Annotated in this window: 13 protein-coding genes; 8 read left to right on the top strand and 5 right to left on the bottom strand. The window is 50.9% G+C overall.

The genetic code is table 11. From position 1 onward, the window contains the following. The first annotated feature begins 210 nt into the window (after window positions 1-210). The 4 genes from L370_RS22980 (at window position 211) to L370_RS04665 (ending at window position 2,907) form a co-directional block, all read left to right on the top strand. On the top strand, window positions 211-579 hold the full coding sequence (locus L370_RS22980; protein WP_023335652.1) for a hypothetical protein: 369 nt from the start codon (window positions 211-213) through the stop codon (window positions 577-579). After that, the gene (locus L370_RS04655; RefSeq protein ID WP_023335651.1) at window positions 579-1,082 is read left to right on the top strand and encodes a YqhG/Tai3 family protein; all 504 of its coding nucleotides are present in this window, start codon (window positions 579-581) and stop codon (window positions 1,080-1,082) included. Before L370_RS22980 ends, L370_RS04655 begins: the two co-directional genes overlap by 1 nt. A gap of 63 nt (window positions 1,083-1,145) precedes the next feature. Then, window positions 1,146-2,012, top strand: coding sequence for an AraC family transcriptional regulator (locus L370_RS04660; RefSeq protein WP_023335650.1), 867 nt, complete (start codon window positions 1,146-1,148; stop codon window positions 2,010-2,012). 304 nt (window positions 2,013-2,316) lie between these two features. Further along, window positions 2,317-2,907, top strand: a complete 591-nt coding sequence (locus L370_RS04665; RefSeq protein ID WP_023335649.1) for a LysE family translocator — start codon at window positions 2,317-2,319, stop codon at window positions 2,905-2,907. Between the two features lie 5 nt (window positions 2,908-2,912). On the opposite strand, the gene L370_RS04670 is transcribed toward L370_RS04665, so the two are convergent. After that, entirely contained in the window at window positions 2,913-3,806 is an 894-nt protein-coding gene (locus L370_RS04670; RefSeq protein ID WP_023335648.1) for a LysR family transcriptional regulator, read from the bottom strand. A gap of 52 nt (window positions 3,807-3,858) precedes the next feature. After that, window positions 3,859-4,815: a LysR family transcriptional regulator gene (locus L370_RS04675; RefSeq protein ID WP_023335647.1), complete on the bottom strand. Its 957-nt coding sequence runs from the start codon at window positions 4,813-4,815 to the stop codon at window positions 3,859-3,861. Window positions 4,816-4,905: 90 nt separating this feature from the next. On the opposite strand from L370_RS04675, the gene L370_RS04680 reads away from it, so the two are divergent. The 3 genes from L370_RS04680 (at window position 4,906) to L370_RS04690 (ending at window position 6,566) form a co-directional block, all read left to right on the top strand. Next, complete coding sequence (locus tag L370_RS04680) at window positions 4,906-5,382, top strand: GNAT family N-acetyltransferase (protein ID WP_023335646.1); 477 nt, start codon at window positions 4,906-4,908, stop codon at window positions 5,380-5,382. Window positions 5,383-5,505: 123 nt separating this feature from the next. Continuing rightward, window positions 5,506-6,174: an epoxyqueuosine reductase QueH gene (locus tag L370_RS04685; RefSeq protein WP_023335645.1), complete on the top strand. Its 669-nt coding sequence runs from the start codon at window positions 5,506-5,508 to the stop codon at window positions 6,172-6,174. A gap of 119 nt (window positions 6,175-6,293) precedes the next feature. Then, entirely contained in the window at window positions 6,294-6,566 is a 273-nt protein-coding gene (locus L370_RS04690) for an ElaB/YgaM/YqjD family protein (protein ID WP_023335644.1), read from the top strand. 26 nt (window positions 6,567-6,592) lie between these two features. Here L370_RS04690 and L370_RS04695 read toward each other — a convergent pair whose 3' ends face one another. Continuing rightward, complete coding sequence (locus L370_RS04695; protein WP_023335643.1) at window positions 6,593-8,056, bottom strand: EAL domain-containing protein; 1,464 nt, start codon at window positions 8,054-8,056, stop codon at window positions 6,593-6,595. Between the two features lie 274 nt (window positions 8,057-8,330). Between L370_RS04695 and L370_RS04700 the strand changes: the two genes are divergently transcribed. Beyond that, entirely contained in the window at window positions 8,331-9,215 is an 885-nt protein-coding gene (locus L370_RS04700; protein ID WP_023335642.1) for a helix-turn-helix domain-containing protein, read from the top strand. 42 nt (window positions 9,216-9,257) lie between these two features. On the opposite strand, the gene L370_RS04705 is transcribed toward L370_RS04700, so the two are convergent. Both L370_RS04705 and L370_RS04710 read right to left on the bottom strand, forming a co-directional pair. Then, window positions 9,258-10,433, bottom strand: coding sequence for an HlyD family type I secretion periplasmic adaptor subunit (locus L370_RS04705; RefSeq protein WP_023335641.1), 1,176 nt, complete (start codon window positions 10,431-10,433; stop codon window positions 9,258-9,260). Continuing rightward, entirely contained in the window at window positions 10,430-12,610 is a 2,181-nt protein-coding gene (locus L370_RS04710; RefSeq protein ID WP_023335640.1) for a type I secretion system permease/ATPase, read from the bottom strand. The genes L370_RS04705 and L370_RS04710 overlap by 4 nt, the downstream gene beginning before the upstream one ends. Window positions 12,611-12,648: the final 38 nt, after the last annotated feature.

Genomic DNA, 12,648 nt, shown 5'->3' with positions numbered 1-12,648 from the left:
GGGGGTATGGTATTTAACTTTTATCTCGATGTAAACCTTCTGTTTCCATTGCAACATCAGCGTATCTACCGCATATCATCAACCAAGCGAATAAAACTTCAAAAAGAGATAATCTTCTGAAATATATAATTTTTTAATGACATTATTTGCCTAACCGGATTGTAGCTTCCGTTGTTTAGTGACGATTTCATATACAACAGGAGTTAACACATGGCATGGAACAAACACGCAGCGGCCCTGCATGCACGCCAAAATGCAGGAACTTCATCGCAAAAACGCTGTGGAGAATATACGCGTAAGGCAATACGTGCAGGTGGCGTGGATGTTGGCAATGCACCTAACGCAAAAGACTATGGCAGTAACCTTGAACGGGCAGGTTTTCGAGTTTTAGGGCAAGGTGAAACATTACAGGAAGGCGATGTGGTTGTTATTCAGCCTTATGCTGGAGGTAATCCTGCGGGTCACATGGCAATTTATGACGGCACTACCTGGTACTCTGACTTCAGACAAAGAGATATGTGGGGTGGCCCGGGATATCGCTCCTCACGCCCTGCTTACAAAATTTACAGGAAAAGCTGATGCGTTACGTTCTCTTGATGTGCCTGTTACTAACGGGATGTTCAACGCAAATGGATGCGCCGGAAAAACGTACTCATGACTTTTACACGTTTTACCTCACTGCTTTCGTTACAGACAGCAAAGAAGATAATCTCGATTCACCAAAAATGCGTGACTATATTGCGCAAGACACGCTCTCCCGACTGCAAAAAATTTCCTCTCTCTATGAACAAGAAATTATCGGTTCTGATTATTTTACCTATACGCAAGACTATGCGGCGGAGTGGATCCCTGACCTAAGCGTAAGCAACGCGATAAACTCGGTGTCCGGAAAAGTTGTTAACGTCGAACTGGGTGCAGGTAATGGGCAAAAACTGCGGTTAAACGTGTATCTGCGCAATGAAGACGGTAAATGGAAAATATATCGCGTCACCGATGCGAATCATCATTTCGAACAGTATATTTTTGACGAGAGGGCGATTGCTGCGGCACAACGATATGCGGCCAGTATAACTTCTCCATAATTAGCAAGATCGGTCAGGATTCTGGCCGTTCGCTGATGCAAAGTGGGTCATCAGGAGGATGCAATGAACGATGCAATCAAAACGGCTTACCGCGAGCGCTTCACGATGGTGTGCGACTATATCGCCCGCCATCTTGATGAACCGCTCACGCTGGAGAAGCTCAGCGCGTTAGCCTGCTGTTCGCCTTATCATTTTCACCGGCAGTTTCTGGCATTTAACGGTCAGCCTCTGTATCGCTATATCCAGTGGCTACGCCTGCGTCATGCGTCCTGGCGACTGGCGTTTAACCCTCAGGATAAGGTGATTGATATTGCGCTCGATGCCGGGTTCCAGAGCCCTGAATCGTTCAGTCGCGCCTTCAGAAATGCGTTTGGAAAAAGCCCGCGTCAGTTTCGGCAACAGCCGGACTGGCTGAACTGGCACCAGCGCGTACCTAAAATGACCTTTCAGGAGCAAAAAACGATGGAAATTAAGATTGTAAATTTCCCACAGACCCAAGTGGCAATGCTACAGCACCGCGGCAGTCCGGAACGGGTTAATGACAGCGCGGCGAAATTTATTGCCTGGCGTAAAAGCACGGGCCTATCGCCAGTACACGAAAGCAGCACGTTTGGCATTGCCTGGGATGACCCGGCAACCACACCCGCAGAAGCCTTTCGTTTCGATATCTGTGGCAGTACCTCTGAAGCAATACCAGAGAATGAATTTGGGGTTTTCAGCGGTGAAATCGATGGTGGTCGTTACGCCGTCGGGCGTCACACGGGCTCGCTGGATACCATTTCCGCCACGGTGTGGGCGATGTTTCGCGACTGGCTACCGGCCAGCGGCGAAACGCTGCGTGATGCCCCGGTATTTTTCCACTACCTCAACTTTATTCACGAGGTGCCGGAACATGCGCTGCAAACCGATATCTATCTGCCGTTAAATTGACTATCCCTTATTAACCGCCATTTCTGCCGGGCGGCACTGCGCTTACCCGGCCTACAGTCTCCTGCCAGCCTGCGTCGCAAGCCAGCGAGTCGTCCTCGCAGACCACAGAGTAAATAACGGAAACCCTGTCACTAATGGGCCACCCGCGCCTGCGCGGTCGGAGCAAAAAATCAAACACACCTTTAGATAAAGGCCACTTACTCTGTCGTACGTTCCCAGATAGTATTCAGAAACATAACAAGTAAAGTCGTGACTTAATAGTCGCGGTACCTCTAATGCAGATAAGCCAACCCACGGAGATAAAATGCTGTTACTTTTTACAATGTTTATATTTTCACTGACGCTTTCATTTTCTCCTGGCCCGGTTAATATGGTGATTATATCGTCTGGTGCCGTTCACGGTTTTAAAAATACCTTCTCATTTGTCTCCGGTGCAACGATAGGGTTTACGTTATTACTTATCTTTATTTGTTTCGGTTTTTACGCTGCAATCGAAAAATATCCTGTATTTTTCCGTTATCTTAATATTGCCGGTTCTTTATTTATTATGTATCTGGGCTATAGGATAGCATCGTCCCGGCCCGATATGTCATTAACCAAAACGGATTCACCCGGTTTTGTTCAGGGTTTTGTCATGCAGTGGATCAATCCCAAAGCATGGACCGCGTGCGCTTCAGGGGCAGCGTTGTTTTCAGAACCCGCAAACCCTGCGACAGCACTCGTCTTCATAACAATCTATTTTTTAGTCTGTTACCTGTCGCTTTCGGCATGGGCATTGATGGGAGAAAAGGTGTCGGTGCTGCTCAGGAGCACACGGCAGCTCCGTACGTTTAACGTGATGATGGGCGGACTGTTGCTTATTACGGCGTGTTACATGCTTTCTTTAGCATTTTAAAACCTTTATAACGTGTGAAATTCAATCGCGTTATAAATATCATTAATCAATTTGTAGGCAATACTGCTGGTCGACATATTAGAAGGCCATACGGCATACACTTTCAGCGGTTCTAATGACCAGTCAGGAAGTATTTCCTGCATTTCTCCACGCTTAACGTCCTCTTCGCTTAAATAGCGAGGAGGTGCTGCGAGTCCAATTTGTTGTCTGGCAAGGGCATACGCGGCTTCGACATTATCTACATACACCCCAGGCGTATACGTTACGACAGCCACCTCCCCAGATTTATGCCGGAATTCCCGGTTATTCTGCCTCATATTGAGTCCAATCCACGGCAGTTTCGCCAGGTCATCAGGATGCGTAATCGTCGGGTAATGACTGAGCAAATCACGGGAAGCGACTACCTGGCGCGGCAGCACAAAAAGATGGCGCGCTTTAAGAGAACTGTCCGGAAGTTCGCCGATTCGAAATGCCACATCGATACCGTCGGCAATAATATCTCTGCGCGTATCGCTGTAAGAGATATTCAGTAAAATGCCCGGATGACGTTTTATAAAATCGGCCAGATGGCGGGTAAACGCACTCTTCAAAAAAACGGCAGGAAGAGAAACCGTAAGCTTATTCGCCGTTGAGATCGAACGCTGCTTAAATTCAATGACCCCCTGCTCATAAAGCGCCAGCATCGATTTGGCCGTTTCCAGCAAGCTTGCGCCATCGTGAGTCAGAGAGAGTTTACGGGTGTTTCTGTAGAGCAACGCGCAGCCAAGATTTTTTTCCAGCTTTGATAAATGCGTGCTTGCCGTTGCAGTTGTAAGCCCTAGCGCTTCTGCCCCGCCTGAAATGGATCCTGCCTCAGCAATCTTTGCAAACACTATCAGATAACGGATGTCATCAATCATTTATCGTCCTGTTGCGAAGGCGTTCCTGCGAACTCCTGATTCAATCATAGAGTTACGATATCGTACTTTCCTCCCGGGAGCCAGACAGCCCGGAATGACGCGCCAGCGTTTGCAGCGCCTCCTTAAGCCAGCGCGTTGCGCCCCGCTGTCCGCTGCGTTTGTGCGAGTAAATTTTCACCTCAAACGTGCGTATCGTAAACGGTAAAGGAAAAATCCTCAGGTCCGCTGCCGCAGCTAGCTTCTCAGCGGCAAAACGGGGGATTGCCATCAGCAGGTCGCTTTCCGCAACGATAAACGGCGCGCTGAGCATCGACGGCGTTTTGATCGCGATTTGTCGGGTATAGCCCAATTGCTCAAGCCGCACGTCCAGAACGCCCTGCTTCTCATTCCATGGCGTCACCACCAGGTGTCGGGCTGCGAGATAATCCTCCAGCGTAAGACGCGTTCGGCGCGCGTTGCTGATGACCACATACTCATCTTCAAACCAGTCGATCTCTTCCAGTTCCGGGTGCCGGATATCATCCTGAGTGCTGAACCCCAGCGCGAGATCCACTTCGCCAGCCAGCAGTTCCGTCAGCGCCGGGCTGTGCGGAAGATAGCGTAATTCGAAACGCAAACCCGGAGCAGCAAGCTGCAGTTTGTGCATCAGCGCCGGGAAAATGCACAGCGCGGTAAAGTCCGTAATCCCAATGAGTAAGCTTTCGGTACTGCTGGCCGGATCAAACTCCGGCTGCGGGGTCAGCTCATGATTCAGGAACGACAGTGCGGAAGCAATGGAAGGCGCAAGGTGAGAGGCATACACGCTGGGGGACATGCGATGCCCTTCCCGAAAAAAGAGCGGGTCATTAAGGGTGATGCGCAATCGCGACAGCGCATGGCTCAGCGCTGAAGTGCTCATCGCCAGCTCATCAGCAGCAAGCCGAACGGAACGGTGGCGGTAAATCGCGTCGAAAACGGGCAGCAGGTTTAAATCAAGGCGTCTCAGTACTGGATGCATAATATTCATCATTTGTTGATTTCATTGCACTTAATTCTTCGGACAATACTCCGTATGCTTAACGCCATCAATCGAAACACAGGCTAAAAAACAGGAAAAACAATGAGCATAACCATTCGTCAGGCCCGTCCCGAAGATGCGGCGGCAATTTACGCCATGATCTACGAGCTCGCGGTGTATGAAAAAGCGCCGGAAGAGGTGGTTACCACGCCAGAGGAGATCCGGGAAACGCTCTTTGGCACCGGCGGTAAAACCGAAGCGTTGATCGCGGAATATGAAGGTAAGATCGCCGGCTATGCCGTGTTCTTCACCAGCTATTCGACCTGGCTCGGACGCAACGGTATTTACATGGAAGACCTGTACGTTTCCCCGGACTATCGCGGTAAAGGCGCGGGAAGAGCGCTGCTGAAACATATTGCGCAGCTCGCGGTAAAACGACAGTGCGGTCGCCTTGAATGGAGCGTGCTGGACTGGAACCAGCCCGCCATTGATTTTTACCTGAGCATAGGCGCGCTGCCGCAGTCCGAATGGGTTCGCTATCGTCTTGATGGCGAAGCGCTGCTGAAATTTGCCGAATAGCGACACGTGGTATCGGAGAAGATCCCGCCCGCGGGATCGCTCTGTCCTGGCTTGATCCCGCCTCAACAGATTCTGAATTTATGCTACCCTTCCATAAATTTCATAAACATAGTGCAGAACGCCATGACGACAGCCCCTTTTATCCGCCCACAACTTTCCCTGCCAGACGGTGCCGACAAGCTGCTGTTGCACTCCTGCTGCGCCCCCTGCTCGGGTGAAGTGATGGAGGCTATCCAGGCGTCGGGGATTGACTACACGATTTTCTTCTACAACCCTAATATCCATCCACAAAAGGAATACCTTATTCGGAAAGAGGAGAATATTCGCTTTGCGGAAAAACACGGCGTGCCGTTTGTTGATGCCGATTACGACACCGATAACTGGTTTGAGCGCGCGAAAGGCATGGAATGGGAACCCGAGCGTGGCGTCCGCTGCACCATGTGCTTCGATATGCGTTTCGAACGTACGGCGCTCTATGCAGCAGAAAATGGATTCAGCGTCATCAGCAGCTCGCTGGGGATCTCCCGCTGGAAAAACATGCAGCAGATAAATGACTGCGGCCAGCGTGCTGCCGCACGCTATCCGGGTATGGTTTACTGGGACTATAACTGGCGTAAACAGGGCGGCTCCTCTCGCATGATTGAGATCAGCAAGCGGGAGCAGTTTTACCAGCAGGAATACTGCGGGTGCGTTTATTCGCTCAGGGACAGTAACCTGCATCGTAAGTCTCAGGGCCGCCCGCTGATCCGCATCGGGAAACTGTATTATGGTCAGGATGACAATGAGAAATAACGGGTTCCCGGTATAGAGATATATCCTAAAACAGCCCTGTCAGGTGCCGAAATTAACCTTTCGCCTCCCACATCTGCAAAGAGCGGCTATCCTTTAATTATCAACAAAAGGAGGCAAAAATGTCTGATTTCGGTACTGATAAAAACACCCAGTTTGCTGAAGACAAAGCAAAAAATAAACTTGATGAACTTGCAGGTTCAGCGCAACAGCAGTTCGGTGATTTTGTAGATTCACCAAAGCATCAGGTCAAAGGTGCAGCTAAAAAATATGCCGCGCAGGCCAACGATGCCGTTACCGACGTTACTGAAGCTGTCAGAAATAACCCCCTCACCGGCCTCGTTGCAGCAGGTGCGGTCGGTATTGTTCTCGGCCTGCTGCTGGGTCGAAAATAATGAAAGGCCCTTCGGGGCTTTTTTTATTAACTAAACAACCTCACCATGCGATCTAACTCCTCCTCTTTCACGGCTCGCGATAAATAATAACCCTGAAAATTCTTGACGCCCAGCGCGACTAATTTCTCAAATTTTTCTTCACTATCAACCCCCTCCGCAATACAGTCCGTTCCGGTCATGTCGCTATAAAGCTGTATCGCTTTAATCAGGTTATAGTCATTGTCATTTGCTACAAAATGCTCAACGATGTCCCGATCCAGCTTAAGACCATCAAAATGTACTTGCCGCACCGGGAACATGGTTTGATGATTAGAGAAACAGTCATCCAGAAACAATCGACATCCCGTGTTACGTAAATGCCGCATGGTTTCAGGGATCCTTTTGTCCTTCGTCACGTCAATATCTTCAGCAAATTCAAAGACCAGCTTTTCGGCCCATTGTGGTTTGAGCAGCATGTCGATAGCTTTTTTCGCCATATCAGGCAATGCGTTTCCGGAAGCCAGGCGTGGTGGGATATTCACTGAAAAATAGTATTTTCCATTATATTTATTAATCCCCGACACGGCAGCATGGATGACTAGCGCTGTTATTTTTAACCATATTTCATGACTGGAGATATCCGCGAGAAAGCTGGCTGGCTTGACAATTTTACCGTTTTTATTCCAGCGAATCAGTATTTCAAATCCAACACCCTTTTTGTCGCGATCGGTAATTATTTGATAGGCAGGAAATATCTCTCTTTTAAGTAGCGCATTGAAGATTTCTGTTTCCTTATTCGTAAACTCTTTTTTTGGACGCTGATATTTAACCCCTCCTTCCGCTTTAAAATTATGTGGATCGTGTAGCCATCGCTTAATTAAGCGTAATTTCAGCACGCCTTCCTTGCGATGGGTATAAACCGTTTTATTAGAAAGCCCCATTTCGTCACACATCTCTTTTACGGACATGCCGCGGTAGAAATTTAACAAAACGTCAATTTCTCTTTTTGTTAACCACTTTACGTTTTCTTGCGAAGCATTATCTCTACAGCGATCGCGTAACAGGTACGAACGATCCTTAAAGACGTTATATTTCGTATGAATACAGCTTATGACATCTGAAACGCGGGCTACACGAATTAATGATAATTGATAACTGTTATTTAAAAGACTGGTCAGGGTACGATACAACCAGCCATCCGGCATGTCTCCGTACAGGGTGACGCGTCGAATAACGGGAAGCGCATTGAGCACGGATGCCAGTCGCTTCAGGCTCTCCAGGAGAGTAACGATACCTTTTCCGAGGAACACCACAATATTAGCATTCTGATTTATAAGAATATTTTCAATATCTTCATGAGAAGCCTCATCCCCGTTAAAGTGAATACGCGAAGCCTGAATACCATACTGATTAAGGATCAAACTGTATCCCTGGAACGTAAAACCGCAGGCTGAAATGACAAATTTTTGTTCGTCGCACGCCCCATTTCTGAGAGAAATTTTGTGGGTCATAACCTGCTCCTGGGCACTAAAGCGCCATGTCCATCTGTGAATGTGCAAAATTTAACGCACCTGTTATAAACATTAATTTTACAGTACAGCCTGAGACTAAGAAACCGTTATCAACTGAACTCACAGGAACATCTTTGCGTTAATCACCGCCATTGAAATATACTTTTATTTTCAAATAACAACGGCAAACCTCTCATTCTCAGGTATAATGAGAAGTCCGAAAAAGAAGACTAAACACTTCATCTATCGGCTCATTCAAATACGAGAAAATGCTATGGATAATCACATCTCATCCAGGGCCTTGCTACATCGAAGGGATGTTATAAAAAACAATCCACGATTCGGTGAGGCAATATTAGAGCACTACACAATTAATGACACCATCTACAAAAAACAACCTCTGTTCTACAAAACGATGCTGCAGGAATCACGATTTAACATTATCCTCTCCATGTGTTGTTTTATTTTTGGAAATCAGGCCGAGTCAGTTTCTGAGATTAAAGAGTTATGTTCTCGCTATAAGATAGCCAGCCCCAACAGCGTTATTGCGATCATTACGATACTGCGAACCACAGGGCGCATCAGGACCTGGCGCTGTACGGAAGACAGGCGAAAAACAAGAATTGCCCCAACCGAAAAAGGATTGAATGAACTTAAACGCTATATGTCCGGCGCATTTATACCCGTCAGCATTCTGTATCCTGCGTTTAATATTGACGTCAATTTGCTGGACAATGACATTTTAAGAAATAACTTTTTCCGCCGCGCGGCGGAATACCTCTTTCGGGGATTAACGTTCAGGAAGGTTTTACCGGAAGTGGGGTTATTTATCGATAAAGACGGAGGCCGAATGATTATGCTATATCTTTATCTGCAGGCGGTAAAAAACAAATCAGCACACGGTGCAATTATTGATTATTCTGCCAGCACCCTCGCTAAGGAATTTTTCGTTTCACGCATTCACGTCAACCGAATTATCAAAACGGCGCAAGAGGCGGGCTATCTTAAAGATAGGGGTGATGGAAGGATGTCGATTTACCCGGCCTTTATCGAACTGGTGGAAAATTATGCCGGTTTGTATTTTGCGTATGTCACGCATTACATCAACGTGGTTCCGAAAGAACGACGCCACCTCAACAACGTGACGTCAACGGTATAATTTATAATTCACATGGCGTTCGGGATCCCGAACGCCACTATTTTATCTTTCGCGCAGCGCCTCTTTTGCCTTGTTCAGCGGCTTCAACAGATAATCCAGAATGGTTTTACTGCCGGTTTTAATATCAACGGTAGCAATCATGCCCGGAAAGACCGGAAATTCCTGACCTTGCTTATTGGTCAGATGGTTACTGTCGGTACGAATATAAACGCGATAGTAGTAAACATCCCTTTTCACCTCATCCTGCAGGGTGTCCGGGGAAATCATGGTCACTTCCCCTTCCAGTCCGCCATAGATGGAATAGTCATAGGCCGTAATTTTCACCAGCGCTTTCTGGCCAGGATGAATAAACGCCACATCGCGCGGCGAGATTTTCGCTTCGACCACCATCTGATCGTCAAGCGGGACAAGGCTCATCAGCTTGCCGTTCGGCGGGATAACGCCCCCCACGGTCGTAACGTCAATATCCTTCACGATCCCGCGAACCGGGGCATTGAAGGTCAGCCGGGTCAGGGAGTCCTCACGCCCTTTCATCACCGAACGCTGGGCTTCAATCTCCGCATTGGCTTTCGCCAGTTCTTCACGGGCGCGAACGTAATATTGGTTTTTCATCTCGGTGATTTTGTTCTCAAGCTCATTTTTTTGACGCTCAAGACGTAATACCTCAACCTTGCTGGCCGCCCCCTGGGTCACCAGTGGACGAGTTAACGACAGCTCGCGCTGCACCAGCTCGGCGCCCTGACGCAATCCGGCCAGCCCTTTTTCGAGGCTCTCACGACGGGACTGGTAGAGCGCCGTTTCCTGTTTAACCAGCTCAACGTCGTCATCCAGCTCTTCCGGGAACGCAAGTTCCGTATCGTTCACCTCGGCCTTCAGGCGCGCAGCGGTTGCCAGCGCCGCATTCAGACGAGACTCGCTCTCCAGCACGCTGGACTCGGTTTTCGTCCGGTCAAGCTGCGCGAGCTGCTGGCCGCGTTCAACAATATCGCCCTCGCGCACCATCAGGCTGTGGATAATGCCGCCTTCCAGGGACTGAATGACCTGCTCATGAGAAGACGGTATGACTTTGCCGCTGCCGGTCGTCACTTCATCAAGATGGAACAGGCTTGCCCAGACGATAAACACCGCCAGCAGGGCGAACAGGGACCATGCCACCAGTGACGAGCGCGGCAGGCGCGGCTCCTTCAGTCGGCTATTGAAACGAGACAAATCATTCATGCCGCACCCTCCTCGGCAACCGCCGCCGGCTTCATGGTCACGGTGCGCTGCGCGGCTTTCTGCGGCGCCATACCGTGCTGATGCAGGATCGCATCGCGCGGGCCGTCCATCACCACCTTGCCGTTTTCCAGCACAATGATGCGGTCGACCAGGTCCAGAATCGGCAGGCGATGCGTCGCCACGACCAGCGTCCGGCGTTTACCCAGCCATTTGTGAAGATGCTGTATAAACTGCTTCTCGCTCATTTCGTCCAGCCAGGCGGTAGGCTCGTCCAGCAGCAGGATATTCGGGGAGGTGATTAGCGCGCGCGCCAGCAGCAGCGCCTGACGCTGCCCGCCGGAGAGGCCAGCCCCGCCTTCGTTGATGATATAGTTCAGCCCCATTTTCTGCTTGCGCACAAACTCCAGCGCGCCGCTGTTGACCAGCGCCTGATGAATCTCATCGTCAGTGGCTAACGGGTTCCCCATCAGGATGTTGTCCCGCACGGAGCCAAAGAACAGCCGGGCCTGCTGGCCGAGCAGCTGCATGTCGCGACGCACGTCGGCCGGGTCCAGATGATTGAGGGCGATATCGTCGAGCAGGATGCTGCCCTGCTGCGGCTCCTGCATGCCCGCCAGAAGCTGTAGCAGCGTGCTTTTACCGGAACCATTGCGCCCGAGCACCGCCACGCGCTCTCCGGCGCGGATCTGCAGCTTGCTGATGTTGAGCACGGTGAGTTTCTCTTCCTCGTCGTAATAAAACCCGACGTCCTCAAGGCTATAGTCGCCGCGCAGGTGGGCTTTGTGCACCTTTTTGCCGTGCTGCGGATCGTCAATGGGACGCTGCATCAGGTCGTCCAGCCCCTTGCGGGCCACCTTTGCCGACTGCCAGCGCGAGAGCACGCCTGAGATCTGCGACAGCGGCGCGATGGTGCGCGATGCCAGAATCGAGGTTCCCACCAGCGCACCGGTGGTCATGTCGCCGCTGATGACCAGATAACAGCCCACCAGCAGTACCACCGCATAGACGATGGACTGCACCTCCTGCGTCCAGGTGAGCAGCAGGCCCGTCAGCCAGCGCTGCTTCATGCCGACGCTGGCGGCGACGTCGTTGGTGTTGTTCCACTGGTTCTGGAAACGCTGCTCGGCGCGCATGAGCTTGATGTCCTCAATGCCCTGCACCGCTTCCACCAGCGTGGCGTTTCGTATGGCGGATTCACGCATCCCTTCGCTGGAGAGTTTCCCCAGCGGGCGCTGCACCAGCAGGCCGGGGATGAGCAGCAGCGGCACGGCGAGCAGGACCACCAGCACCAGCGGGCCGCCAATCATCCACAGAATAAAAACGAACAGCAGGAAGAACGGCAGATCGGAAATGGCCGCAATGGTGGTGGATGTGATCAGCTCGCGCACCGACTCCAGCTCGCGGATCTGCGCGATAAACGATCCGGTTGATTTGGATCGCGCGCCGTTTTTAATTCGCAGCGCGTGGGCGAAAACGCGTTCAGAGATGCGCAGGTCGGCACGCTTCCCCACCACGTCAGAAATATGCACGCGCAGCATGCGCATGATGAATTCGAACACGATGGCAATCATCACGCCGCCAAACAGCACCCACAGCGTGGCTTCCGACTGGGACGGCACCACCCTGTCGTACACCTGCATGGAGAAGACCATGCCGGAAAGCGCCAGCACGTTGGCCACCAGCGCCACCAGCATAATGTCGCTGTAGCGCCGCCAGTCTTTCAGCGCCAGCTGCCAGAACCAGTTTTTCTCATACGGTTTGATGTAGTCGTCCACGCGGGCATCCGGCGTGGATTCGAGCGGGCGCAACACCATCAGCCCTTTCAGCCGCGCACCGAGTTCGTCACGCGTCAGGGTCGTCTCCAGCCCCGCGTCACCGCTAAACTGCAGGCTGACGTTGCCTTCGCTGTCCATGCGGTTAATGACCGCGATTTGTCCGCCGGTGAATTCCGCCAGCAGCGGCACGCGCCAGGGATCGAGGGATACCGCTTCAGCCGCCACCACACGCATCCCCAGCCCAAGCTGACGCGCCATCTCCTCCAGCACCAGCTGGCGTGGAGACTGGCTTTCATGGTTAATCGTGACCCGAACATGCTCCGCTGAGAAATCCAGCCGGTAGTGCTTCGCGATGATGAGCATGCCCTGCAGCCAGGGTTCGTACTGTGGATGTGTCTTCATAATGCTACGTCCTGTCCAGTGCGGTAATTTCGCACTGA

The organism is Enterobacter sp. MGH 24, assembly GCF_000493015.1.
Classification (GTDB): domain Bacteria; phylum Pseudomonadota; class Gammaproteobacteria; order Enterobacterales; family Enterobacteriaceae; genus Enterobacter.
The sequence above is the reverse complement of the archived record's forward strand: the minus strand, read 5'-3'. Positions and strand labels throughout refer to the sequence as shown.